The 24,645-nt window shown below is 60.4% G+C and carries 19 protein-coding genes; 6 read left to right on the plus strand and 13 right to left on the minus strand.

Annotated features, from left to right (window positions below):
• Positions 1 to 15 precede the first annotated feature (15 nt).
• The 4 genes from C0Z16_RS24035 to C0Z16_RS24050 all read right to left on the minus strand — a co-directional run bounded on the left by C0Z16_RS24035 (position 16) and on the right by C0Z16_RS24050 (position 4,925).
• Complete coding sequence (locus C0Z16_RS24035) at positions 16 to 1,722, minus strand: FAD-binding protein (RefSeq protein ID WP_102634567.1); 1,707 nt, start codon at positions 1,720 to 1,722, stop codon at positions 16 to 18.
• Positions 1,723 to 1,724: 2 nt separating this feature from the next.
• Positions 1,725 to 3,083, minus strand: a complete 1,359-nt coding sequence (locus C0Z16_RS24040) for an aromatic ring-hydroxylating oxygenase subunit alpha (RefSeq protein ID WP_102634568.1) — start codon at positions 3,081 to 3,083, stop codon at positions 1,725 to 1,727.
• Positions 3,084 to 3,243: 160 nt separating this feature from the next.
• On the minus strand, positions 3,244 to 4,173 hold the full coding sequence (locus tag C0Z16_RS24045; RefSeq protein ID WP_102634569.1) for an electron transfer flavoprotein subunit alpha/FixB family protein: 930 nt from the start codon (positions 4,171 to 4,173) through the stop codon (positions 3,244 to 3,246).
• A gap of 2 nt (positions 4,174 to 4,175) precedes the next feature.
• Entirely contained in the window at positions 4,176 to 4,925 is a 750-nt protein-coding gene (locus C0Z16_RS24050; RefSeq protein ID WP_102634570.1) for an electron transfer flavoprotein subunit beta/FixA family protein, read from the minus strand.
• Positions 4,926 to 5,050: 125 nt separating this feature from the next.
• Here C0Z16_RS24050 and C0Z16_RS24055 point away from each other — a divergent pair, with 125 nt between their 5' ends.
• From C0Z16_RS24055 to C0Z16_RS24080, 6 genes are all read left to right on the plus strand, one after another.
• Entirely contained in the window at positions 5,051 to 6,061 is a 1,011-nt protein-coding gene (locus C0Z16_RS24055; RefSeq protein ID WP_102634571.1) for a zinc-dependent alcohol dehydrogenase family protein, read from the plus strand.
• A gap of 197 nt (positions 6,062 to 6,258) precedes the next feature.
• Positions 6,259 to 7,053 carry a glucose 1-dehydrogenase gene (locus C0Z16_RS24060; protein WP_102634572.1) on the plus strand — a complete coding sequence of 265 codons (795 nt, stop codon included), beginning with the start codon at positions 6,259 to 6,261 and terminating at the stop codon, positions 7,051 to 7,053.
• A gap of 368 nt (positions 7,054 to 7,421) precedes the next feature.
• Positions 7,422 to 9,131 (plus strand): DUF1302 domain-containing protein, encoded by a 1,710-nt coding sequence (locus tag C0Z16_RS24065; protein ID WP_102634573.1) that lies wholly within the window; start codon positions 7,422 to 7,424, stop codon positions 9,129 to 9,131.
• Between the two features lie 5 nt (positions 9,132 to 9,136).
• Entirely contained in the window at positions 9,137 to 10,510 is a 1,374-nt protein-coding gene (locus C0Z16_RS24070; RefSeq protein WP_175130722.1) for a DUF1329 domain-containing protein, read from the plus strand.
• Positions 10,511 to 10,631: 121 nt separating this feature from the next.
• On the plus strand, positions 10,632 to 11,732 hold the full coding sequence (locus tag C0Z16_RS24075; protein WP_244201334.1) for a WD40/YVTN/BNR-like repeat-containing protein: 1,101 nt from the start codon (positions 10,632 to 10,634) through the stop codon (positions 11,730 to 11,732).
• A gap of 33 nt (positions 11,733 to 11,765) precedes the next feature.
• Positions 11,766 to 14,297 (plus strand): efflux RND transporter permease subunit, encoded by a 2,532-nt coding sequence (locus C0Z16_RS24080; protein ID WP_102634576.1) that lies wholly within the window; start codon positions 11,766 to 11,768, stop codon positions 14,295 to 14,297.
• A 117-nt stretch (positions 14,298 to 14,414) separates the two neighbouring features.
• Here C0Z16_RS24080 and C0Z16_RS24085 read toward each other — a convergent pair whose 3' ends face one another.
• The 9 genes from C0Z16_RS24085 to C0Z16_RS24125 all read right to left on the minus strand — a co-directional run bounded on the left by C0Z16_RS24085 (position 14,415) and on the right by C0Z16_RS24125 (position 24,644).
• Positions 14,415 to 15,641 (minus strand): cytochrome P450, encoded by a 1,227-nt coding sequence (locus C0Z16_RS24085; RefSeq protein ID WP_102634577.1) that lies wholly within the window; start codon positions 15,639 to 15,641, stop codon positions 14,415 to 14,417.
• 75 nt (positions 15,642 to 15,716) lie between these two features.
• The gene (locus C0Z16_RS24090) at positions 15,717 to 16,850 is read right to left on the minus strand and encodes an acyl-CoA dehydrogenase family protein (protein ID WP_102634578.1); all 1,134 of its coding nucleotides are present in this window, start codon (positions 16,848 to 16,850) and stop codon (positions 15,717 to 15,719) included.
• Positions 16,851 to 16,859: 9 nt separating this feature from the next.
• The gene (locus tag C0Z16_RS24095; RefSeq protein WP_102634579.1) at positions 16,860 to 18,068 is read right to left on the minus strand and encodes an acyl-CoA dehydrogenase family protein; all 1,209 of its coding nucleotides are present in this window, start codon (positions 18,066 to 18,068) and stop codon (positions 16,860 to 16,862) included.
• A gap of 54 nt (positions 18,069 to 18,122) precedes the next feature.
• Complete coding sequence (locus C0Z16_RS24100; RefSeq protein WP_102634580.1) at positions 18,123 to 18,992, minus strand: MaoC/PaaZ C-terminal domain-containing protein; 870 nt, start codon at positions 18,990 to 18,992, stop codon at positions 18,123 to 18,125.
• A gap of 19 nt (positions 18,993 to 19,011) precedes the next feature.
• Entirely contained in the window at positions 19,012 to 19,818 is an 807-nt protein-coding gene (locus tag C0Z16_RS24105) for an enoyl-CoA hydratase (RefSeq protein ID WP_102634581.1), read from the minus strand.
• Positions 19,819 to 19,845: 27 nt separating this feature from the next.
• Positions 19,846 to 21,012 carry an acyl-CoA dehydrogenase family protein gene (locus C0Z16_RS24110; protein ID WP_102634582.1) on the minus strand — a complete coding sequence of 389 codons (1,167 nt, stop codon included), beginning with the start codon at positions 21,010 to 21,012 and terminating at the stop codon, positions 19,846 to 19,848.
• Between the two features lie 35 nt (positions 21,013 to 21,047).
• Positions 21,048 to 22,202: an acyl-CoA dehydrogenase family protein gene (locus tag C0Z16_RS24115; RefSeq protein WP_102634583.1), complete on the minus strand. Its 1,155-nt coding sequence runs from the start codon at positions 22,200 to 22,202 to the stop codon at positions 21,048 to 21,050.
• A 31-nt stretch (positions 22,203 to 22,233) separates the two neighbouring features.
• On the minus strand, positions 22,234 to 23,433 hold the full coding sequence (locus C0Z16_RS24120; RefSeq protein WP_102634648.1) for an acyl-CoA dehydrogenase family protein: 1,200 nt from the start codon (positions 23,431 to 23,433) through the stop codon (positions 22,234 to 22,236).
• Between the two features lie 68 nt (positions 23,434 to 23,501).
• On the minus strand, positions 23,502 to 24,644 hold the full coding sequence (locus C0Z16_RS24125; RefSeq protein WP_102634584.1) for a CaiB/BaiF CoA transferase family protein: 1,143 nt from the start codon (positions 24,642 to 24,644) through the stop codon (positions 23,502 to 23,504).
• Between the last annotated feature and the right edge of the window lies 1 nt (position 24,645).

Here is a 24,645-nt window from a genome sequence, read left to right on the forward strand (position 1 = left end):
GAAGGTCTCCTTCGATCACCAGATCGTTTGTGCGCCGCTGGCATGGAGCGCGGCGATGTAACCGAAAACGAACGACGCGCCGATACTGCTGCCCGCGCCAGGATAACAACGGCCCACAACGGACGCAGTGCAGTTGCCCGTCGCATAGAGCCCGGGAATCAGCGAACCGTCTTCTTTTAGCACGCGAGCATATTCATCCGTGACAAGTCCGCCTGCCGTACCGACGTCGCCCGGATACATACGGACTGCGTAAAAGGGCGCCTGCTCGATGGGCCCGAGGTTGGGATTCGGCTTGATCGTTGGGTCGCCGTGGCAGCGATCAAAAGCACGTGAACCGCGTCCATAATCGCTGTCCACGCCCGACTCGCAAAAGCCATTGAAGCGCGTGATGGTGTCCTGCAAACCGACGCTGTCGATACCGCACTTTTGCGCCAGCTCGCTAATCGAGCCAGCCTTGATCATGTACCCACTGTCCAGCCACTGCTGCGGGACCTGACCTTGCATTGCCGTGCCCCACGGGTAATACTTGCGCTGACGGCTGTCCATCACCACCCAGCTCGGTACCGCCTTGCCGGTTTCCTTTTGACGCTGGTACATGCGTTGGCCGATCTCCATGTAGGCGCCGGCTTCGTCGCAAAAGCGGCGGCCGTCCTGGTCGACCATGATGGAGAACGGCAGCGACAGATCGAGGTGATGCATGAACGGCAGCGGCGAGCCGTCGGGCGCGCGCGCGCCTTCGGGCAGAGTTTCGTTGGGCCCAAGCGAGGTCACGACCCACCAGGCCTCTTCCATGCAATCCACCGCGCCGCCAATCGCGACAGCGGCTTCGAGAACCTCGCCGGTGTCGCCGGGATTGGCGTTTGTCCACGCGCTCGACGACGGCTGCGGCTGATACTTGCGGCGCATCTCGGCGTTATGTGAAAACCCGCCGGTATTCAATAACACGCCCTCGCGAGCACGCACGCGCATTTCACGTCCGCCGCGCATCGCAATGACACCAACCACCCGCCCGTCCTCTACGATGAGATCGCGCACGGGTGTTTCGGTCCAGATAGGAATGTTTTCGCGCAGCGCTATTTGCAGCATGCGGCCCTGGATCGCCGCGCCGTTCGAGACCAGCTCTTTGCCCGTCAGCTTCTGATACAGCATGCGGCCCGCGAGCTGCATCGCCTTGCGTTTGCCGCCCCATGTGCGCTTGAGCAGGAAAAGCTGTGGGAATTCGTTCGAATTGGCGGGAATCGATACCCCTTTGTAGCGCGAAAGCTTCGGCGCCCATTCGCCCAGTTCCTTAACGTCGAACAACTTTGCGAGCAGTGAGCGGCCACGAGGTTCACCGCCAGGCAATGTGTCGTAGTAGTCGGACCATCCGTCCGCATAGACGAACTGCATGCCCTGCTGTTCGAGAAATTCAGCCATCTTTGGGCCGGTGCGCAAATAGGCTTCCCGACGAGCCGGCGACGTTCCGGGCCCTTGATAGGTGACTGCCGCATCGAAGTATTCCCGTGCGCGCTCGTACGAATCGGGCACGCCGTGCCGCCGCATCACATGATTGTTCGGCAACCACCAGACACCGCCGGAATACCCCGTCGAGCCACCGACCTTCGACTGCTTTTCAATGATCAGCGCCTCTTTGCCCGCCGTCTTGCACGCGAGCGCGGCGCACATCGAGCCGCCGCCGCTGCCGACAACCACGAAGTCATAGGTCGCATCCCAGGCACTCATGCTCAATTCCTCCCGGCGATGAATTCCCGCAGCGCGCGGTGGAAATTGGACACCGAGGTCTCCTGCAGCGGATTCGTGCGAGATCCTTTGAAGCCACGCGATTTCATGCCTTGCTGCACGTTCGTCATGTTCTGGAAGTCCTGCCACAGGATCAGACCAAAGTTCTCCAATGCGTTCTGCTTCCAGTCGTCGACCCCGTAGTAAAACTCACGCTTGAGCGGCGGCTCGGCGCCCGGCGCGTAGCGAACCAGCGACCAGATATCGTAAATGCAGGAGTCCGGATTGTCGCCGTCGGGACGCGCGCGATAGAACAGCGCACCGTCCGGATAAGGCAGGAAAATGAGGTTTGGAAACACGTGCCAGTCGGCGCCCGCTCGCCCCATCTGCGCGAAGGAAATATCGGGCCAACCCGCACCTTCCGCGACGGCGGCCTCGCGCTGGAATTCCATGGCTTTCGCCAGAACTTCAAACTGATTGCCATTGGGCGCCATTTCGGTCAGCAGACGTTTGGACGCTTCGTAGTCACGCGCGGAATTGATCGCCTTCAGCGTGTCTTCCATCACCTTGAAGAAATTGACCAAGCCTTGGCGCACGTCTTCCGGCAGCGGTTTTCCGGTACGCGAGGACGGGCCGCCAATGAAGCGCGTCGCTGTCGCATAGCCGAACATTCCGTGGCGCCCATAGGCAAAACTGCGGGTGACGTCATCGCCGGCGACGTCGAGCAGTTGCGGGTGCGTTGCCGAGACGTGATAGCCCTCGTTGAACGCCTCTAGTGCGACCTTCCAGTTGCACGGCAGCCGGATCGACTTGTACCAGCGGTAGCGCATCTTTTCGAACTCGAAGCAGTTCGTGATTTCCGGAACCGGCTCAAGGAATTTTGCAAGCGGCTCGGCGTTGGTATCCATGTTGATGAACACGAATCCACCCCATGTATCCACGAGGACTTCCTGCAAGCGCAGATCCTCGTCGGCCATGTCGGGGCAGCCTTCCCAATCGCTGCGATCGAGCACGCGTGCGACGCTTCCATCAAGGTTCCATTGCCACCCGTGATAGTTGCAATGAAACTTCGCCGCCTTGCCGCAGCCGTTCGTCAGACGCCGGCCGCGATGCTGACAGACGTTGTAATAGGCCTTGATCTGGTCTGCGGCTGTGCGCACCACGATGATCGACTCGCCGATTACGTCAAACGTGACGTAGTCGCCGACGCCCGGAATCTCTTCCAGCCGGCAGGCGACCTGCCACACGCGCGGCCACAAATTTCGCGTCTCCTCGTCGAGGAACTGCTTCGACAGGTAACTATCCTTGGGCACAAAATCGAGGCGGACAGCATGCTCAAGCGAACTGGTATTCGTGTCACCCATTGATATCTCCTTCATGGTGTCGCCGGCTTGTGTGCCGATCCTGGATTCCTGCTTCCCGGCGCACCTGCCGATCGAGTCCCCGGCGCGCAGCGGTGGGTATATATGAACGTCGTTCAAAATACTAGGCTGACGGGAAGAACCTTGTCAATCCGGTCCAACGTCAGTCCAGCGCTTCCGTGAGCGCGGGCACAGCATCGAAAAGATCGGCCGCGAGGCCGTAGTCGGCGACCTGGAAAATCGGCGCCTCGTTATCCTTGTTGATCGCAACAATGACCTTTGAATCCTTCATGCCGGCCAGATGCTGGATCGCACCGGAGATGCCCACAGCAATGTAGAGCTGAGGCGCGACGATTTTGCCCGTTTGCCCGACCTGATAGTCGTTGGGCACGAATCCCGCGTCGACCGCCGCGCGCGAAGCGCCGACTGCCGCGCCGAGTTTGTCGGCGAGCGCGTCAAGGAGCCTGAAGTTGTCGCCGTTCTGCATGCCGCGCCCGCCCGACACGACGATATTGGCAGCCGCCAGTTCGGGCCTGCTTGATTTAGTCAGTTCCTGGTCGACAAAACGTGCGCGTTCATAGGACGCCGCCGCCGGCACGGATTCGATCGGCGCGGTGCCTTCCAACGAAACGGCGTCGAAGGCCGTCGTGCGAACGGTCAACACTTTGATCGGATCGGCCGACCTGACAGTGGCAAGCGCATTGCCGGCGTAAATTGGCCGCACAAAGGTATCCGCTGCCTTGATGCCAACCACTTCCGATATTTGAGCGCAGTCAAGCAGCGCGGCGACCCGCGGCATGAAGTTCTTGCCCACGGCTGTCGATGCCGCGATCACGTGGCTGTACGCCTGCGCCAGCGACACCACCAGCGCCGCCAGGTTTTCCGGCAACGCGTGCGCATACGCTGGGGCGTCCACGTACAAAACTTTGGTCACGCCGCTCACTTTCGTAGCATCGGCCACGGCGCCCGACGCTTCGTGGCCGGCAATCAGCAGATGAACCTCGCCGCCGATCTGCGTCGCGGCAGCGACCGCATTCAGCGTCGCGCGGTGCAGCGACGCGTTGTTGTGTTCTGCAATAACGAGAATGGACATGGTCAGATCACCTTGGCTTCATTGCGAAGTTTTTCGATCAACGCCTCGACGTCGGACACCATGATTCCGCTCTTGCGCGGCGGCGGTTCGGTCACTTCGAGTACCGTAAGACGCGGCGTCACGTCCACGCCGAGTGCGTCAGGCGTCAGCGTATCGAGCGGCTTCTTCTTCGCTTTCATGATATTGAGCAACGTCACATAGCGCGGGCTGTTCAGGCGCAAATCGGTGGTGACGACTGCGGGAAGATCGAGCGCGACTCGCTCGAGTCCACCGTCGATTTCGCGCGTCACGGTCAGCACACCGTCCGCAAATTCCGTTTTAAAGGCGAACGTGGCTTGCGGCCAGCCGAGCAATCCGGCGAGTTTCTGACCGGTTTGGCCGGCGTCGTTGTCGATCGCCTGCTTGCCGAGCAGCACCAGTTGCGGCGCTTCCCGCTCGACGATCGCAGCCATGAGCCCGGCGACAGCGAGCGGCTGCAAATCCGCCGCTGTCTCTACCAGGATGGCGCGGTCGGCGCCCATTGCCAGCGCTGTGCGCAAAACGTCCTGCGACTGCGAGGTGCCGGCCGAAACCACAACGACCTCGGTTGCGGCCCCGGCTTCCTTGAGCCGCACCGCCTCCTCCACCGCGATTTCATCGAACGGATTCATGGCCATTTTGACGTTGGCCAGATCCACGCCAGAACCGTCGGTTTTGACACGGGGCTTCACGTTGTAATCGATCACCCGCTTCACCGCGACAAGTATTTTCAATTGACGCTCCAGACGCTTTTATGAACAATGTTCTATATTCTGAACCACATCTTTCGCCACTGTCAACGACAACGAAGGTCCATCGAGGCAATGTCAGCTAACGATGGACGGCTATGGAGGCCATCATGAAGCTTTATCGCTGCGCTCGGATCGAAGGCATTACGGGGCTGGAATTCCGCGAGGAACCGGACCTGCCACCACCGGGACCACATCAGGTGCTGATGAAAGTGAATGCCAGTTCGCTCAATGCTCGCGAACTGCTTTTTATGCGCGGTGCGCTCGGAGACTGGCTGCAGCCGAACTACATTCCGGTCTCGGACGGTGCGGGCACGGTCATCGCCGTCGGCCCGGGCGTGCGTCGCGTGAAGCCCGGAGATCGGGTCGTGGCGACGTTCTATGAGAACTGGGTTGGCGGCACGCTGCCGCAGCATTCGGACACGCTGGGACGCGGTGCAATCGTCGAAGGCATGCTGCGCGAGACGGTTCTGCTTGGCGAAGAAGAACTCGTCGCGATACCGGAGCACCTCTCGGACGAAGAGGCGGCAACGCTGCCATGCGCGGCCCTGACCGCCTGGAATGCGCTGTGCGAACATGGGCCGCTGCTGCCTGGGCAAACCGTGGTCGTGCAAGGAACCGGCGGTGTTTCGCTCTTTGCACTGCAGTTCGCGAAGCTTTTCGGCGCACGGGTCATCGCTACCTCGTCGAGCGACGCGAAGCTCGCACGGCTTACGCAACTGGGCGCCGATGCCACCATCAATTACCGCAGCACGCCGCGCTGGGCGGATGCCGTGCTGGAAGCGACCGACGGCGATGGCGCCGACCTCGTCGTCGAGGTCGGGGGCGCGGCGACCTTCGCCGAATCGGTCGCGGCCACACGAAAAGGCGGCCGCATCAGTGTGGTGGGCATGCTCACCGGTGTCCCCTCGCCCGGTGATGGTTTCTTCATGCGCGGCCTTTCTATTGCCCCGATTCACGTCGGGTCCCGCCAGGATTTCGAGACCATGAACCGCGCAATCGGTTTCCATAGACTAAAGCCCGTGATCGATTCGACGTTTGCCTTTGCCGACGTGCCCGATGCTCTGCGTCACCTGGAAAGTCAGCGCCACTTCGGCAAGATCGTGATTCTGCACGCCTAACGCTTGCCGGTCGGTTGCAACGGATCCCTGTCCACAAATCGCGCGGTGCGGCCTGTCGACCCCGCGTATACCCCATTTCGCCAATCTCCGAATGTTGTTCATAATGTAGAACATCGTTCGTATCTTCCAATTCCCTCTGACCGATGCCTGCGCAAGTCCAGCCATCGGTCGGCGCTCGTTGCCGGGAAGACGTGCCAATGAAAATGTTCTCTCTCGATGGTCAGGTTGCACTCGTCACCGGTGCGTCACGTGGTCTGGGATTCGCGATGGCGAGCGCACTCGCGTCCGCGGGAGCGACCGTCGTGCTCGCCGCCCGCTCCCGCGACAGCCTCGAAACCGCCGCCGGGTCCATTCGCGGCACGACTGGCGCCAGTAGCGAACAGGTTGATTTCGAGCCGTTCGATCTCACTGATCACGCCGGCATCGCGACCGCCGTGCAGAACGTTCTCACGCGTCACGCAAGGATAGACATCCTGCTGAACAACGCCGGCATGTGCGAGTGGTCCGATTTTCTGCAATCAACGCCGGCCATGTGGCAGCGCACGATGGACACCAACGTTACGGCGGCCTATCTTCTCGCGCAGCAGGTCGCCGCGCCGATGATCGCGCAAGGACACGGGCGCATCATCAACGTCGGTTCGTACGTTTCGGTCCTGGGACGGGAAAAACTGCAGGCGTATGTAGCAAGCAAGCACGCAGTGGCCGGTCTCACCAAGTCGCTCGGCGCCGAACTGGGCCGCCACGGCATTCGCTGCAACGGCATCTGCCCCGGCTACTTCATGACCGATATGGCCGAGCCCGTCACGTCGAACCCTCAAATGAAGGAAGTCGTCCGTTCGCACATTTCAGTCGGACGATGGGGACGCCCCGAAGAACTTGGCGGCGCGGCCGTGTTCCTCGCGTCCGAAGCCAGCTCTTATATGAACGGCCAGATGCTAATGGTCGACGGCGGTGTGTCGGAGATCCTCTGCTTTCCGATGTCAGTGGTTTAGCCATTCCTTTGCGCAAAGACCGCTTAACGTAGCGGCGCAGCGCAACACGCTGTCCGCACTTCAGGGAGCGCGGATGTGGATACTCTCTGCTGATCCGATGAACAGCGCCGGCCTCGCAGTAGTGAAACTACCGCCCTGAACAGCGTTGACAACCCCCACATGCGTGTTTATATTTGCGAACAGTATTCACATTTCTCCGCTAGACAGTCGGCACAATGTCCAAAAAAACAGAGACGGCGCAACTAGCTGGACGCAGTGGTCAACGGTGGACCTCACTCCATCGAGAGTTGAAAAAGAGCGGACACAGTTCCGCAGGCTTAAACGGACATCTGAGCAGTAGGCCGAAAATTCAACGTAGAGGAGACAACATGAAACACTATCGGCCTCGGCCCACGAAAATCAGCGTTGCCGTATGGACCACTTGCCTCGCGGCTGTCTGCGGGCTGTACGGCACAAGCGGATTGGCTTTCGAGATCACTACGCCGAACCCTGACATCGACATGCACTGGGACAACACCGTGCGCGGCGATTACGGCCTGCGTCTGCAAGGCCGCGACGGCTTCTACACGAACAGCCCGGGCTACGACGAAAGCGACCTCTCGACATCGAAATTCGGCACGATTCAAGCTCGATTGAATCTGTACAGTGAATTCGACTTCAAGTACAAGGACAACTGGGGTTTCCGCGTGAGCGCGGCCGCCTGGTACGACCCGAGCTACCGCCGCCACGTCAGCAACAACACGTCGCTGCCTTCGCCCAACAATCTGCCGAACTATCCGGGTAATACCTACACGAGCTATATCGACAAATATTACGGGGGTCCCAGCGGCGAGCTGCGCGACGCATTTGTCTTCGGCTCGTTCAATCTCGGCGACCACCCGGTTGACGTCAAACTCGGCCGCACGGCCATTACCTGGGGTCAGGCCGCTTTCGCGACGATCGGCGGCACGAATTCAATTGCCTTCTCCCAGCAACCGATCGATCTGTACAAGGCAACGATCAGCCCGAGCGCGTCGCTCAAAGAAGTGGTCTTGCCGACCACTCAGACCGTCGTGTCGACCAAGCTGACCGACACCATTACCCTGGCGGCCCAGTACACGCTCGAATGGGATCACGACCGCATTCCCGAAGGCGGCACGTATTTCGGCGGCGCGGACGCTGTGTTGTACGGACCGCCGGTAGCCGCTTATACGGAGATCCCTGGACTCGGCCCGGTGCCGTTGAACCGGGTTGCGCCGATCAAGGGCCAGCAGGGTGATATAGGCATCGACGGAAAATGGCGCATCGATGCGATCGGCAGTACAGCCGAAGTTGCCTTCCGGCATTTCGCTATGAAGTTCCCGTGGGCCGCGCTGCAGGCGCCTGGCCGTGGCGTCAATCTGGGGCCGGTCACGCTGCCCGGCATTCAGGCGAAATACGGTAATGACGTCAACCTGGTCGGCGCAGGGATCAACGGTCCGCTTGGCAGCGCCGCGTACGCAGCTGAAATTTCCTACCGCTGGAATATGCCGCTGAGTCCCACCAGCGCAACGACGATCAACAACGCTCCGACGGGTCGCACGTTGCACGGGCTCTTCAACCTGACGCAGTCTGTCGGCAAGACGCCCTTCTGGGACAACATGTTTATACAGGGCGAATTCGCGTTCAACCGGTTGATGTCTGTACAGAACAACCCGGGCAACCTCGCATTGTCTGGCTACGATACGTCAGGACAATGCTCGAGCACCGGCAACAATCCGTACAACAACTGCGCGTCTCGTTTCTGGATGGGTATGGGTATCGGTGCGAGCCCGCAGTGGTACCAGGTGTTTCCTGGCGTCGACCTGACCATGCCCCTCTTCGTCAACCTGAACCTGAAGGGCTACTCACCGGTGATCAACAACGCCGGGGAATCGCAGGGCTTCAATACGTTCCTGATTGGATTGAACTTCAATATCCACAACAAGCATGAAATAGATATCACGTACACGTACTACACGAACAAGAAGGGACGCTCGAGCAGCGGTACGGCATCGGCTATCGGCGCACCGTACAGCGACAAATCGTGGCTTGGGATTACCTACCAGACTACGTTCTAAAACAGATGGAGACAGTTGTGAAACGTATATCCAGACTCGTCAAGGCACTCGCCGTCGCCGTCCCGCTTTGCGCGGTTCCCTTCGCTGGCGTGACAGCACTCGCGGCAGAATCAGGCACTACGCCATTTGGAGCGGAAATTGCCGGGAACAAGGACGGCACCATCCCCGCCTACGCCGGTGGCATCACGACAATGCCGGCCGGCTTCAAGGCAAACAGCGGCAAGTGGGCCGATCCCTACCCCGATGAAAAGCCGACACTGCAAATCACAGCGCAAAATTATCAGCAGTACGCGGACAAACTGAGCGCCAGCGCGCAGGAGCTTTTCAAACGCTATCCAACCTACCGGATGGACATTTACCCGACGCATCGCAGCGCGTCTTTTCCGGACTGGTATCTGGCAAATTCGGAGAAGAACGCGTCGAGCGCGAAGCTCGATAAAAACGGCCTGTCCCTCACCGGCGCTTTCGGCGGCAAACCGTTCCCTGTGCCCAAGACCGGCCAGGAAGCGATCTGGGACTGGGAACTGCGCTACGTCGGCACCTACCAGAGGAATACGGTCAAGACCTACCTGGTCGACAGCGCCGGGAACTCGACGCTTGCGGCTCAATTTAAAAGTTCATTGAGCTACCCCTACTACGACATCAAGAACGAAGACGAATTCAAGAAGAAAGGCGGCGAAGCAATCTGGTACCAGGTGTTCAACGACTATGCCGCACCGGCTCGGCTGATCGGCGAAACGACGCTCTTCTGGTATTTCATGAATACCTCGGACCATGATCAACAGTCGTGGATGTACAGTCCCGGCCAGCGCCGTGTGCGTGTGGCGCCCGATCTCGCCTATGACACGCCGAACCCGGGTTACTCCGGCGCCATCACTATGGATGACATCCAGTTGTTCTACGGCAAGCTGGACCGCTGGAATATGAAGCTTGTTGGCAAGAAGGAGATGTACATTCCGTACAACGACTACAAGCAGCAGTATGAAACACCCGCCAGCAAGATTCTCACGCCGAAGTTCGTCAATCCCGATACGACGCGTTGGGAATTGCACCGGGTGTGGGTCGTCGAATTGACACTGAAGCCCAATGTCCGTCACGTGTACAGCAAGAAGGTCATGTACATGGATGAAGATGGCGGTGGCGGTGCGATGGATGCCTACGACCAGTCCGGAAAGCTCTATCGCGGCGGATTCGAAACCACCGTGCCGGCCTACGATTACAAGGTGCCTTACTCGCTCGGCAACTGGTTCTATGACTTCGGCAGTGGCATCTATATCTTCGGCAGCCATCCTGCGGAGTCGCCCGGCATCTTCTTCAACGTGAGCTTGCCTAAGGATTTCTTCACGCCGGACCGGATGCAGTCGACTGGTGTCCGTTAAGGCACGACAATGGGCAGGGCGGGCGATGGTTGGCCCGCCATCGCCGCATGCCAGCAGAACAAAATAAGATGAGACAGCCCGTCACGGCACCTCGTGTGCCGTGGCGGCGCAAGGAGATGAAATGAGCCCTGGAACAACTCGCGCGCTCGTCCCGCTCATGCAGGCCGTCACGCTCACGCTTCTGGCCGCGGGCTGTTTCGTACCCGGCCATGCGAACGCAGCCTTTCACGACCCGATCGACACCCCTGCCGTCGCCGCGCCAAACGCTGCGCACGAACCCATGATGTCGGTCGCGCCGGCAGGCAAGCGGCTCGTTGCGGTCGGACCGCGTGGTGTGATCCTTCTGTCTGACGACGACGGCGCACATTGGCGGCAGGCGCCAAGCCCGGTGAGTTCGGATCTGGTCTCCGTCATGTTTGCAACACCGCAGCAAGGTTGGGCCGTGGGACACGACGGCCAGGTGCTGCACAGTGCAGACGCCGGAGCCACGTGGCACAAGCAGCTCGACGGCATAGCGGCGGCAAGGCTGATGCAGAGTTTCTACGCTCACCAGACTGGCGCGTCACCGGATTTAAAGGCCGCACAGGACGAAGCCGCGCGCTTTCTGGCCGACATGGGCGGCCGACCATTCCTCGACGTATGGTTCGACAACGACCGTTCCGGTTGGGTAGTCGGCTCGTTCAATATTATTTTCCATACCGCCGACGGCGGCAAAACCTGGGAGCCGTGGTTCGAGCGCGTTGACAATCCGAATGCGCTGAACCTTCACACCATCCGGCGCATTGGGTCCACGCTGTACCTTGCCGGCGAGCAGGGCCTTCTGCTCAAACTCGACGAGAGCGCGCAGCGCTTCGTTGCGCTCAAGACGCCGTCGAAAAGCAGCTTCTTCGGCATGGCCTCGAGCGGCTCGACGCTGATTGCCTACGGTCTGCTGGGCAACGCATTCCGCACGGTCGACAACGGCCAGACGTGGCAGAAGATTACCTTGCCCACCGGTGCGAGCGTGCTGGCCAGCGGGCAGCTTGCCGATGGCCGGCTGGTGCTCGGCACGCAGGCCGGCGAACTGCTGGTCAGCACAGATCAGGGCGAGACATTCAGCCGCCTCGCCGCACCGGTGTCCGGCCCGGTCTTCGGCATGACCATGCATGGCCGCGAAGCTATCTTGACGGGCGCGGCAGGACTTTCCCGCATCGTGCTTCCCGCCGCAGGTAGCGCCAAGTGAAAGCTTTCTTCCATTGCATTCCAGGAGTCAGACATGGCGGCAGGTAGCAACGCCCAATTCGACAAAATGCCGATAGTGACTGATCCCAGCACGTTCGACCGGCGATCCGGAAACATGCTCGAACGGCTGATCTTCAACCGCCGTCCGTGGCTTGTGCTGATCTGCGCCATCGTGACGGCGATTCTGGGTTTTCAGGCATCGCGACTCGAAGTCAACGCAAGCTTCGAGAAGATGATCCCGCTGTCGCACCCCTATATCCGCAACTATGTGACGAACAAGGCGGATCTGAAGGGTTTGGGGAACTCGGTGCGGATTGTCGTCGAAGCGAAAAATGGCAACGTGTACGATCCCGCCTACCTGAATGCGCTCAAACGGATCAACGACGCGTTGTTCCTGATTCCCGGCGTGGACCGTCCTGGCGTCAAGTCGTTGTGGATGCCGATCGTACGCTGGAACACGGTGACTGAGAACGGTTTTGCGGGCGGCCCTGTCATGCCCGAAAGCTACGACGGCTCACCGGCGCAGATCGATCGGCTTCGCATCAATGTCGCGCGTGCCAACATCGTTGGCAGCCTTGTCGCGAACGATCTGAAGTCGAGCATGATCCAGATACCCCTGCTCGACGCGTATGCCGATAGCGGCAAGCCACTCGATTACGCCAAGCTTACTCATCAGATCGAAGACGTTTTACAGCGCGAGTCCCATGGCGAAGTGCGCGTGCACGTTGTCGGATTCGCCAAGCTGATAGGTGATCTGATCTCGGGGCTCAACCTCGTCGCGATGTACTTCGGCATGGCAGCGCTGATTGCCCTCGTCGTGATCTTTCTCTACACGCGCTGCATTCGCAGCACCTTACTGGTAGTGAGCTGCTCGCTGATTGCGGTGATCTGGCAGCTCGGCATCATCAAGACGTTGGGGTTTGTGCTCGATCCGTATTCGATTCTGGTGCCGTTTCTTGTCTTCGCGATCGGCGTATCCCACGGCGCCCAGAAAATGAACGGCATCACGCAGGACGTCGGCCGCGGCACGCACAAGTATGTCGCCGCGCGCTACACGTTCCGCCGTTTGTTCCTCGCCGGCCTCACTGCCCTGCTCGCGGACGTAGTCGGGTTCGCCGTGCTGATGGTGATCGACATCCCCGTCATCAAGGATCTCGCGTTTACCGCCAGCGTCGGCGTTGGCGTGCTGGTATTCACGAACCTGCTGTTGCTGCCGGTTCTGCTGTCGTACATCGGTGTCAGCCCCTCGGCGGCCCGACGTAGCGTCAGGACCGAGAGAGAAGAAAACGCCGGACGCAATACTGTCGGTTCACTCTGGAACGCGCTTGATCGCTTCACCGAGCGCCGATGGGCCACTGCAGCAATTGCGTGTGCAGCGCTTCTCGCCGTGGGTGGATGGAGCGTCAGCCAGAAGCTGCAGATCGGCGACCTCGATGCGGGCGCACCGGAACTTCGGCCGGACTCGCGGTATAACATCGACACCGCTTATATCAATGCCCATTACGGGCTTTCGAGTGACCTGTTCGTGGTGATCGGCAAGTCCTCGCAGACGAGTTGTGACGGCAACAACTTTCCGCTTGCCGTCGAGGCCGATCGGCTCGAGACCATGCTGCGCACAGTGCCCGGCGTGCAGACAACCACCTCGATCGGCGCGCTTTCCCGCTGGGTCACTTCCGGTTTCTACGAAGGGTATCCGAAGTGGTACACGATCGACCGCGTGCCGTCGATCCAGAACAAGACCGTTTCGCAGATTGTGCTTGACCACCCGGACCTGCTGAACGCGACATGCACGACCGCACCGATCATTGCGTACCTGACCGATCACAAGGCGGCGACTTTGTCGCGCGTCATGGCGGCTGCCGAAGAGTTTGCGAAAACACACAACGACAAGGACCATCAGTTTCTGATGGTAGCCGGCTCGGCCGGCATCGACGCAGTGACGAACGTTGTTGTTGCGAAGGCCAACCGGCTAATGCTGCTCATGGTGTATGGCGCGGTCATCCTTTTGTGCTTCATCACCTTCCGCAGCTGGCGCGCGGTGATTGTGGCAGTGGTGCCTCTCGCGATCACTTCGATTCTTTGCGAAGCGTTGATGGTGACGCTCGGCATTGGCGTGAAAGTCTCGACATTGCCGGTGATCGCGCTGGGCGTCGGCATCGGTGTCGACTATGCGCTCTATCTGTTGAGCGTCCAGTTGTCTTACCAGCGAGCAGGACTGCCGTTGGCGGAAGCCTACCGCCGTGCTGTGCAATTCACCGGCAAGGTCGTCGCACTGGTTGGGGTAACGCTGGCGGCGGGGGTCGTTACATGGGCGTTTTCGCCAATCAAGTTCCAGGCGGACATGGGCATTTTGCTGACGTTCATGTTCATGTGGAACATGATCGGCGCGCTTATCCTGATCCCGGCACTGTCGCATTTCCTGCTGCGCGGCATCTCCGACTCCGCGAGCAAAGCGGCGGTGATGCCGGTTAAGGCCGACGCGTCTGAACAGCCTCCGCGGGCCATGCGCATTGAGAAGCTTGCCGCGACGAGCAGCGCTACGACTAAACAGACCACGCGCGGCTGACCCGCGGCGAGTGAATTGTCAAGGTGTCCGAATAATCAGTCACTGAAGGCAGCGTGGCACTGACTCTTATCCAGAGCCTTATCCAACGACACAGGGCGCCGAAGCGCCCTGTTCTTCTTAACGCACGTCCCACTCCAGGGGCAAATGATAGAGCGTGCCGTTGACGCCGCCATGCACGCCCGCCTTTTCGCCTGCCTTGACCCGGAAGTCAGGGATTCGCTTGAGCCATTCCTGCAAAAACACCTTGAGTTCCACACGCGCGAGAAACGATCCTGGACAACGATGCGCGCCGTTGCCGAAAGTCGAGTGAATAGGCGTCGGGCGAGAAAAGTCCACCGTAAGCGGATCATTGAACTTGCGGTCGTCCAGTCCGTGCAACGTAGTCGGGATAATGATCATGTCGCCTTCCTTCATCTGCACGCCCTTGTATTCGAAGTCGTGCGTGATGCGGCGTCCCTGATTGACCACCGGAAAGCGCCGCAGCAACTCGTCGACCGCCTTTTGCGTGAGTTCCGGGTGCTCGATCAACTCCTTACGATGCGCCGGGCTTTTCGCGAGAAAATTCGCGATAAAACCCATTGCCGATGCGACGGTATCTAACCCCCCGATCAGTACGAGTCCGCAGAGCCCCTTCAGTTCCTGATCCGTCAGCGCGCGCCCGTCGATCCTGGATTGAACGATCCGGCTGATAAGATCGTCGCCCGGGTTGGCACGCCGCTCTGCAATCTTGACGCCGAGGTATTCGAAAATCGCGCCGAGCGCAGCCAGCTTTCGTTCTGACGAGTCGGGCCGAACCATCTGGTCGGCGAGGCCAAGCAGGTAATCGCGATCTTCTGCAGGCAACGCGACCATGTTCATGAAGATGCCGATCGGCAAGTGTTGTGCGAAGCCCGAGACGAACTCTACCTCGCCCTTCTGATAAAAGCCCTCGATCAACTCGATCGCCATCTCGCGGGCCTTCTCTTCGAGCTTGCTGATCGCCTGGGGCATGAAAGCCGGAGCAATCAGCGCACGATAATTCGTATGCACAGGCGGATCGAAGAAGATCGGCGGCAGCGGCGCATGTTCGACCAGCGGCACCGTCAGTTGCTTCGACGAAAAATTCTCGTAGTCTTTGAATATCTGGTAGATGTCGTCACCGCGCGTCGCAATCCAGTGGCCACCGTTTCTCGGTGTCCAGAAGATGTCGGGAATGCCGTCGTCGTGCAGCCTCTTTAGCGCGAGATGGTAGTCGTCCCCGGCGCCGGGCGGATTATAGATATCCACATCTACCACCAGTTTCGGCGGCACATGTGCGGGGATCGGCGCCGACTCGGGCGGCGCTGCATGACCGGTTGCTGACATTCGGTGTCTCCTTTTGTGACGCGGCCAGGCACACCGGCATAGCGGTTATCGCACCGGCCATTAGGTGATTGACGCCTACAGATAGGCCCCGTACAACTCGACGTGATGTTCGGTATTGCCCCAGGTCATATCGATGCAGGTCAGGCGTTTCACGTACCATCCGACTGACAGTTCGTCCGTCATTCCCATACCGCCATGCAACTGTATGGCCTGTTGTGCAACGAAGCGGCCGCTGCGCCCGATCATCGCCTTGGCAGCACAGACCGCGCGATGGCTTTCGCGCGTATCGTCGTCCGCAAGTTTTGCGGCGGCGAAGTACACCATTGAACGGGCCTGCTCGACGGCGCTTAAAATATCGGCGGCGCGATGTTGCAAAGCCTGAAACTTGCCGATCGGCGCGCCGAACTGCTTGCGTGTGCGCAGATAGTCGTAGGTCAGATCGGCCAGCTTTTCCATCGCCCCCACCGCCTCCGCGCAAAGCGCGAAGATGCCGTGATCGACCGTCCATTCCAGCAGTGCGAAGCCTTCGTCCACGGTGCCGAGCACAGCGTCCGCATTGACATGCACGTCGTCTAGCGTAATCTCCGCGACGCGCTGGCCATCGAGCGCAGGAAATCCTTTCACCGTGACGCCAGTCGCTTTTGCGTCCACAGCGAATAGTGTGATGCCCGCCGTGTCCGTCGGCTCGCCCGACGTTCGTGCAGAAACAAACAGCAGGTCAGCGCTGTCGCCATGCAGGACCACACCCTTCCGGCCATTGAGCACATAGCCTGCACCGGATGCTTTCGCGGTCGTGGTCACGTTCCATAGGTCAAAGCGCGCGCCCGGCTCCAGCGTCGCGAGCGCGGTCTTCAGGCTGCCGGCGGCGAGACTGGCGAGCCACGATGCCTTGCGCGCCTCGTGGCCCGCAACGCCGATCAGTCTTGCGCCCAGCACCGCCGTCGAAAGGAACGGTTCGAGCACAAGCCCCCGACCCAATGCCTCCATGACGATCATGGTTTCCGCCGGCGAAGCGCCAAGACCACCGTATTGCTCCGGGACGTTCAGCGCCAGCAGCCCCATGTCGGCGAGCGTGGACCAATGGGCGGACGACCAGCACTGGGTTGTCGCCGCCAGCCGCCGCCGTGCTTCGAAAGCATATTCGTTATCGACGAAACGGCCGACCACGTCGGCCAGCATCTGTTGCTCTTCGGCGAGCGCAAAGTCCATGACGTCTCCTCAGATGCCGAGCGCCAATTTGGCGATAATGTTTTTCTGCACCTCGGTCGAACCGCCGTAGATCGAGATCTTGCGCCAGTCGAGATAGTGCGCGGCGAGCGCGTTCAGCAGTCCACCGTTCGCAGTCTCGCCGCTCCACTCTCCATCGAGCGCGTCAGCGACGAATGGCACGGCATAGGGACCGGCGCATTCCATAATGAGCTCGGTCAATTCCTGCTGGATTTCCGAGCCGCGAATCTTCAGCACGGACGCTTCGGGACCAATCGTCCGTCCCGCCGATTCAGCGGAGGCCACACGCAGCAGCGACCATTCGTGCGCGATCAGATCGATCTCGACCTTCGCGATCCGGTCGCGAAAGCGGACATCGTCGATGAGTGGCTTGCCGTGCTTCAGTTCCGTCCGCGCAATTTCCTTCAATCGCCGCATGAAGCGTTTGCAGTTGCCGAGCCCGGCAATATTGGTGCGTTCATGCCCGAGCAGATATTTCGCGATCGACCAACCATGATTTTCTTCCCCGACCAGATTTCGGACCGGTACCTCGACGTTCTCGAAGAAAACTTCGTTGACGTCATGTCCGCCATCGAGTGTCTTGATTGGCCGCACGGTGATGCCGGGCGTATTCATGTCGATCAGCAGAAAGGAAATGCCCTCCTGCGGACGACCGCCGCTTTGCGTGCGCACCAGACAGAAAATCCAGTTGGCCCACTGCGCAAACGAAGTCCATATCTTCTGGCCGTTGACGATATAGAACGATTCACCATTGCGCTCAACGCATTCCGCGCGCGTTTTAAGCGAAGCCAGATCCGAGCCGGCGCCAGGTTCGGAATAGCCTTGACACCACCAGTCCTCCATCGACACGATGCGTGGAAGAAAGTAATCGCGCTGTGCGGCCGACCCGAACTTCTGCAGCACCGGTCCGACCATCGACAGGCCGAACGGCATTTGCCTGGGCGCGCCGGCGGTAAAGCACTCTTCGTCGAAGATATTGCGTTGCGTAGCGTTCCACCCCGCGCCGTCGTATTCGAGCGGCCACGCAGGCGCGCCCCAACCGTTGGCTGCGAGGATGCGCTGCCAGCGAACGTAATCCTCGCGCGGCACATGACGGAAATTGAGCACTCGCTCGCGGATATCCGACGGCAACCGGGCCGCCACAAATTCGCGAACCGATGCGCGAAAGGCCTTGTCTTCCAGACTTTCTCGCAAATCCATAAAACGCACTCCTTTGACCACGCTTGCCGAGGACATCAATCCAGGTCCGGTGTTTCAGCCAATCTCCACGATGCCGTTATTCAGCACCACCACATCGCGCGCATCGACTCGAGCCCGCAAATGGAAACGTGCGTCACTCTCGCGCCACAATTGAAAACGGATAGTTTCGCCGGGATAAACCGGCGACGTAAGACGAAGCGCAAGGCGCTTCAGGCGCGAGGCGTCATTGCCGGCACACGTTCTGAGCGCGGCATAGCCTGCAATCCCGTACGTCGCGAGTCCGTGCAGAATGGGCTGCCTGAAGCCGGCTTTCGTGGCCACTTCAGGGTCGGCATGCAGCGGGTTCGAGTCGCCCGAAAGCCGGTAGATCAGCGCAGCCTGGGGCGAAGTCGAAAATTCGAATTCACTATCCGGGGCGCGCTCGGGAACCGATGGCAGCGCCTCCGGAGGCGGGTCGCTGATGCCGGTCTCCACACTGAAGCCACCGTCGCCGCGCAGAAAAGACACTTGCCGTACCTCGGCGAGCCGTTCGCCGCTGCCCTGCTCGAGCAGATCGCGCTTGAGTTCGACGATGGCGCCCTTACCCGCTCCCTTGTCTGAAACAAGGCTCACACGTGTCTTGCTGACGATAGTCGCGGCCGTCGGCATCGGACGAAGGAAGCGGACGTCCTGCTCTCCATGCACGAGTTTCAGATAGTCAACGCCGGCACGCGGATCACGCATCCATGATTTCGGCCAGGCGAATGCCGCGGCGCACGTCGGCAACGCCTGCAGTTCCTTCTCGTAGACATAGCGCAGTTGCGCGGCGTCGAGCGGATCGCTGCCAATGCCGAGACCGAGCGCATAGAGCATCACATCACGCTCGGAGTAGCTCTGGGTCACATCCTCAATTGGCCAGTTCCTGATGACTTCGTACTTCAACATGACTTTGCCCCGTAGGATTTCAATCGTCGGTGAAATTCGGCTTGCGCTTTTCGAGGAAGCTGGCGATGCCTTCCTTGTAGTCGTCGCATTGATTCGCAATCGGCATGTCGAGGCCGGCGGACATGATGGCTTCATGCGGCGTCTGAAACGGCACTTCCCAGAGCTGCGCCTTCATCACGCGCATCGAGCGCGGCGAGCAGTTCTCAGCGAGGTCGCGCGCATACGCGTACGTCTCTTCGGCCAGCGTGCTCGACGGAAACGCGCGGTTGACAAGCCCCATGCGTTCCGCTTCGAGGCCCTTGATCTTGCGCGCCGACAGAAGCAAGTCGAGCGCCCGCGCATGCCCGATATGGTGCGAGAGTATCCACGCCATGCCATATTCGGCGGTCAGTCCGCGCCGCGCGAAAGCAGTGGTAATCGTGGCGTCCTCGGCAGCGAAGCGGATGTCGCAGAACAGCGCGTGAATCAGGCCAATGCCCACTGTCGCGCCGTTGAGCATGGCGATGACCGGCTTCGGTATCGCCGGGTAGTACGAGCAGCGCGTTTGCCAGTCGGCGCGCTTGCGCATATCGAAAGGACGCGGCAGCTTGGTCATGAGCGCGGCTGGATCGCCGCCAAAGCTATGAATATCGCCGCCGGCGCAGAACGCCTTGCCCGCTCCGGTGAACACAATGACGCGCACGCCGCGGTCGGCCCCTGCTGCCTGCATCGCTTCATAAACTTCTGTGGCGACCTTGTCGTTCCAGCTGTTCATGTGTTCTGGACGGTTCAGCGTGACCGTGGCGATCCGGTCCTTTACGTCATATAGGATGGTCTCGTAGCCCATGGATGTCTCCGTCGGTGGTCGCGTTATCTAGAAAGAGCGTGGCATGTCCAGCACATGCTCGGCCACGTACGACAGAATCAGATTGGTCGAGATCGGCGCCACCTGATAAAGACGGGTTTCGCGGAATTTGCGCTCCACGTCGTATTCGCATGCAAAGCCAAAGCCGCCGTGCGTTTGCAAACAGGCATTCGCGGCCTTCCATGAGGCTGTGGCGGCCAGGTGTTTAGCCATGTTCGCTTCGGCACCGCAGGGCTGGTGGGCGTCGAACAATTCGCATGCTCTGTAGCGCATCAGATCCGCAGCTCTGACGTCGATATACGACTCAGCGATAGGAAACTGCACGCCCTGGTTCATCCCGATCGGGCGGTCGAACACCTGCCGTTCGGTGGCGTACTTCCGCGCGCGGTCGACAAACCAGTAACCGTCGCCGATACATTCGGCGGCAATCAACGCACGCTCCGCGTTCAGTCCATCGAGGATGTACTTGAAGCCCTTGCCTTCCTCGCCGATCAGGTTCTCTTCGGGAATCTCGAGGTTGTCAAAAAACAGTTCGTTGGTTTCGTGGTTGACCATGTTGGGGATCGGACGCACCGTCAAACCGTTGTCGATCGCCTGATGCAAGTCGACCAGAAAGCACGAAAGCCCCTCGGACTTTTTCTTGACGTCGGCGAGCGGTGTGGTACGGGCCAGCAGAATCATCAGGTCCGAATGCTGCACCCGGGAGATCCACACTTTCTGACCGTTCACGACATAGCGGCCATCTTTCTTCACCGCCATGGTTTTCAGTTTGGTGGTGTCCGTGCCGGTGGTCGGCTCCGTTACGGCCATTGACTGAAGGCGCAGTTCGCCGCTGGCGATCTTCGGCAGATAGGCTTTCTTTTGTGCCTCTGAGCCGTTGCGTAACAGCGTGTTCATGTTGTACATCTGGCCGTGGCAAAACCCGGAGTTGCCGCCATTGCGATTGATCTCTTCCATGATGACGGAAGCTTCGCTCAACCCAAGACCCGAGCCGCCGTATTCGTGCGGAATCAGCGCGGCCATCCAGCCTGCGCGCGTCAGCGCGTCGACGAACGCTTCGGGATAAACACGCTCGTGGTCGATGCGGCGCCAGTATTCGTCGGGATATTCCTTCGACAGATCGCGCAACGCATCGCGCAGTTCCTGATACGGATCGGAGGTAGAAAGTCTGCTCATCTGAATGATTCCGTTCACATGAAGAAGCCGCGGGCTCAGGCCGCTGCGTCGATCAGTCCGCCCGCACTGGCGAGCTGGGTCAAATGGTGTTCGGCGGCGCCGAACAGAATGTCGATCACACTCAAGCGCCGGAGATAGTGGCCGACCTTGCATTCCTCGGTCATACCAATGCCGCCGTGGAGTTGCACACCCTGCTGGCCGACAAACCGGCCGGCGCGGCCGATCTGCACCTTGGCCGCTGCAAGGCTGCGTCCTCGTTCGTCCACGTCCGGCTCCTCGCTCATCATGGTGGCGAACAGCGCCATGCTGCGGGCCTGCTCGACCATCACCAGCATGTCGACCGCGCGATGTTGCAACGCCTGGAACGACCCGATGGCGACGCCAAATTGTTTGCGCACCTTGAGGTATTCGACAGTTTCGTCGTGCGCGGCCGCCATCGAACCGACGGCTTCCGCGCATAGCGCGGCGATCGCTTGCGCGACGACCGTTTCGATCAACGGCAAGGCTTCCCCGGCTACACCGATCACATCCGCGTTGTTCACGCGCACGCCCGACAGCTCGATATCCGCTGCGCGCAGCCGGTCCTGTGTCAGATACTCCCGGCGCGTTAGACCAGGCGCATGCGCATCGACGACAAATAGCGCAATGCCGTCGCGGTCGCGGCGGCCACCTGAAACGCGCGCCGACACGATCAGCTTGTCAGCGCTGCCGCCGTGTATCACAACGCGCTTTGCTCCATCGAGCACCCAGGCATCGCCGTCGCGTCGCGCGGTGGTGGCAACGTCGGCCAGGTCGTATCGCGACTGCGGCTCCGCGTGTGCGAACGCCATCAGCAGCGAACCATCGGCGATGAGCGGCAGAATCGCCTCGCGCTGCGCGACACTGCTGCCGAGACGGATGCAGCCACCGCTCAGCACCACGGTCGCCAGATACGGTTCGACGACGAGTGCCCGCCCAAACGCTTCCATCACGATCATCGTTTCGACCGGTCCGCAGCCGCTGCCGCCAAAGTCATCGGCGAAGGTCAGGCCCAGCAAGCCCATGCTGGCGTAGCGGGCCCACTGCGCGCGACTGAAACCATCCGGCTCCGCCAGGTAGCGCGCACGCTGCTCGAAGCTGTACTCGTCTTTGACAAGCCGGTCGACACTGTCCTTGAGCATGCGTTGCTCGTCGGTAAAATCGAAGTCCATGGCCCTTGCTTCTCCGCGTTTCGATTGACCCTCAAAGTCCCAGAACGGACTTGGCGAGGATGTTTTTCTGGATTTCGTTCGATCCGCCCACAATTGAAACGTGGCGCGCAAAATAATGATTCGGCGCGATAGTCAGCGCCCAGTCGGGGTCGCGGATCGGCTCGCCTACGCCGCGCACGAAATCGAGATCGAGCGGCAGCGCGTCAGGCCCGGCCACTTCCAGAAGCAGTTCGGCCGCGAGTTGCTGAAGCTCCGACCCCTTGATCTTCAGAATCGACGTCTTGGGGTCCGGCGTGTGGCTACCGCGTGCGGTACTTCCGGCAATCACTCGCATCTGCGTAATTTCCAGCGCCTTCAACTCGACTTCGATAGACGCGACACGCTCACGAAATTGCGGGTTGTCCCAGAGCACACCGTCACCGCATGGAACACGCTTCGCAAGATCTTTGGCGTGGCGGATGCGCATCTTCGACACGCCGACACGCGCAATGCCGCTGCGCTCGTTGCCAAGCAAATACTTGGCGTAATCCCACCCCTTGTTTTCTTCGCCAATCCGGTTTGCGACAGGCACACGTACGTTGTCGAAAAACACCTCGTTGGTTTCATGATGACCGTCGATGGTGATGATCGGCCGCACCGTCAAGCCAGGTGTTTTCATATCGATCAGCAGATAGGTAATGCCCTGCTGTTTCTTCCCGCTCGTGTCGGTACGCACGAGACAGAACATCCAGTCCGCGTGATGGGCCGTCGAGGTCCACAGCTTCTGCCCGTTGATCACGTAGTGATCGCCTTCCCGGACCGCCTGCGTCCTCAGCGCCGCCAGGTCGGACCCCGCACCCGGCTCCGAAAAGCCCTGGCAGAACCAGTATTCGAGGCTCGCAATACGTGGCAGGAAGTCGCGTTTCTGCTCGTCGCTGCCGAACGCGATCAGCACCGGACCGATCATGTTGACATTGAACGAAAGCGTTTCCGGCGCGGGCGCCATGTGCAGCTCTTCCTTGAAGATGTATTGCTGCACCGCGCTCCAGCCAGTTCCACCCCACGCCTTATCCCATGCCGGCGTCGCCCAGCCGCGTTCGTACAGGATGCGCTGCCAGCGGCGCAGATCGGCTGAGGAGTAGCGCTGTCCCAGCGCTGCCTTGGTGCGGATGTCTTGCGGCAGCGCTTCCTTGAAAAAGGCTCGCACTTCATCGCGGAACGCCAGCTCTTCGTCGGTATATCGCAGGTCCATGGTGTCTCGTCTCGATTCGTTGCCGCGGCGCTGACGGCCGTCCATTGTTTTTGTTCCGCAGCGCTCTCTCAGGCTAGCGTCCCAGCCTGTTTCAGTTCGTCGATACTTTGCCTGTCCAGCCAGGCCGACAGCGCTGCCTCGATGGTTGCCGGATCCGGTGCTTCGGGCGGCGTTGGCATTGCGGGCACCGTCGACGAAAAACGCGGCGCGGGCGCTGGCTGCACGATCCCATCGACTTCCACAAAAGTCCCGCGCGCTTTCAGATGCGGATGCTCAGGCGCCTCAGACCACGACAGCACAGGAGCGAAGCACGCATCCGAATGTTCCAGCAGCGTGGTCCACTGGGCACGGCTGCGCGTCTTGAACTTCAGCGCGAACAAGGCTCGTGCAGCGGGCCAGTTGCGGTGGTCGAGCTGGGCGCCAAGCGTGTCCGGCGATATATCGAGCAGTCGAAGGAGCTCCAGATAAAACTTGTCCTCGATGGGGCCCACCGTAATCCAGTTGCCGTCCGCGCACTCGTAGACGTCATAGAAATGTGAACCCGAATCGGTGATATTGGTGCCGCGCTCGTCGCGCCAGATGCCTGCCGCGTGCATGCCGAAAAAGGTCGTCGCCAGATTCGCGGTGCCGTCGACAATCGCCGCGTCCACCACCTGCCCCGCGCCGCCACCGCGGGCGTGAAGGATCGCCGAGAGCAGCCCCATGGCCAGGTACAAAGAACCGCCCGCGTAGTCCCCAATCAGGTTCAACGGGATGGACGGCGGCTGGTCCAACCGGCCGATCGCATTCAACACGCCGGTGATGGCGATGTAGTTCACATCGTGACCGGCATATCGCGCGAGCGGACCGTCCTGCCCCCAGCCGGTGATCCGTCCGTAGGCGAGCTTCGGATTGCGCTCAAGGCACGTTTGCGGGCCGAGCCCGAGGCGTTCGGTCACACCCGGACGAAAGCCTTCTATTAACGCGTCGGCGCCCTCCACGAGCGTTAGTACAAGGTCGATCGCGGCCGGCTCCTTGAGATCGAGCGCGATCGTTCTGCGATTGCGCAGCAGCAGGTTGTAGCGCAACGGTCGCTCGATACCGAGCTTGACCGGTTGCCGCCGTTCGATCCGGAGCACCGTTGCACCGAGGTCGGCGAGCAACATGGCGCACATCGGACCGGGGCCGATACCGGCCAGTTCGATGATCTTGACGCCAGCGAGCGGTCCCATG

Source organism: Paraburkholderia rhynchosiae, assembly GCF_002879865.1.
Classification (GTDB): domain Bacteria; phylum Pseudomonadota; class Gammaproteobacteria; order Burkholderiales; family Burkholderiaceae; genus Paraburkholderia; species Paraburkholderia rhynchosiae.

Coding starts and splice junctions, on each gene's coding strand:
- C0Z16_RS24090 (WP_102634578.1), bottom strand. CDS start 16,850: ATGGACTTTGCGCTCGCCGAAGAGCAACAGATGCTGGCCGACGTGGTC.
- C0Z16_RS24045 (WP_102634569.1), bottom strand. CDS start 4,173: ATGTCCATTCTCGTTATTGCAGAACACAACAACGCGTCGCTGCACCGC.
- C0Z16_RS24055 (WP_102634571.1), top strand. CDS start 5,051: ATGAAGCTTTATCGCTGCGCTCGGATCGAAGGCATTACGGGGCTGGAA.
- C0Z16_RS24125 (WP_102634584.1), bottom strand. CDS start 24,644: ATGGGACCGCTCGCTGGCGTCAAGATCATCGAACTGGCCGGTATCGGC.
- C0Z16_RS24080 (WP_102634576.1), top strand. CDS start 11,766: ATGGCGGCAGGTAGCAACGCCCAATTCGACAAAATGCCGATAGTGACT.
- C0Z16_RS24095 (WP_102634579.1), bottom strand. CDS start 18,068: ATGGATTTGCGAGAAAGTCTGGAAGACAAGGCCTTTCGCGCATCGGTT.
- C0Z16_RS24120 (WP_102634648.1), bottom strand. CDS start 23,433: ATGGACCTGCGATATACCGACGAAGAGCTGGCGTTCCGCGATGAAGTG.
- C0Z16_RS24110 (WP_102634582.1), bottom strand. CDS start 21,012: ATGAGCAGACTTTCTACCTCCGATCCGTATCAGGAACTGCGCGATGCG.
- C0Z16_RS24115 (WP_102634583.1), bottom strand. CDS start 22,202: ATGGACTTCGATTTTACCGACGAGCAACGCATGCTCAAGGACAGTGTC.
- C0Z16_RS24105 (WP_102634581.1), bottom strand. CDS start 19,818: ATGGGCTACGAGACCATCCTATATGACGTAAAGGACCGGATCGCCACG.
- C0Z16_RS24060 (WP_102634572.1), top strand. CDS start 6,259: ATGAAAATGTTCTCTCTCGATGGTCAGGTTGCACTCGTCACCGGTGCG.
- C0Z16_RS24040 (WP_102634568.1), bottom strand. CDS start 3,083: ATGGGTGACACGAATACCAGTTCGCTTGAGCATGCTGTCCGCCTCGAT.
- C0Z16_RS24070 (WP_175130722.1), top strand. CDS start 9,137: ATGGAGACAGTTGTGAAACGTATATCCAGACTCGTCAAGGCACTCGCC.
- C0Z16_RS24065 (WP_102634573.1), top strand. CDS start 7,422: ATGAAACACTATCGGCCTCGGCCCACGAAAATCAGCGTTGCCGTATGG.
- C0Z16_RS24075 (WP_244201334.1), top strand. CDS start 10,632: ATGAGCCCTGGAACAACTCGCGCGCTCGTCCCGCTCATGCAGGCCGTC.
- C0Z16_RS24035 (WP_102634567.1), bottom strand. CDS start 1,722: ATGAGTGCCTGGGATGCGACCTATGACTTCGTGGTTGTCGGCAGCGGC.
- C0Z16_RS24100 (WP_102634580.1), bottom strand. CDS start 18,992: ATGTTGAAGTACGAAGTCATCAGGAACTGGCCAATTGAGGATGTGACC.
- C0Z16_RS24085 (WP_102634577.1), bottom strand. CDS start 15,641: ATGTCAGCAACCGGTCATGCAGCGCCGCCCGAGTCGGCGCCGATCCCC.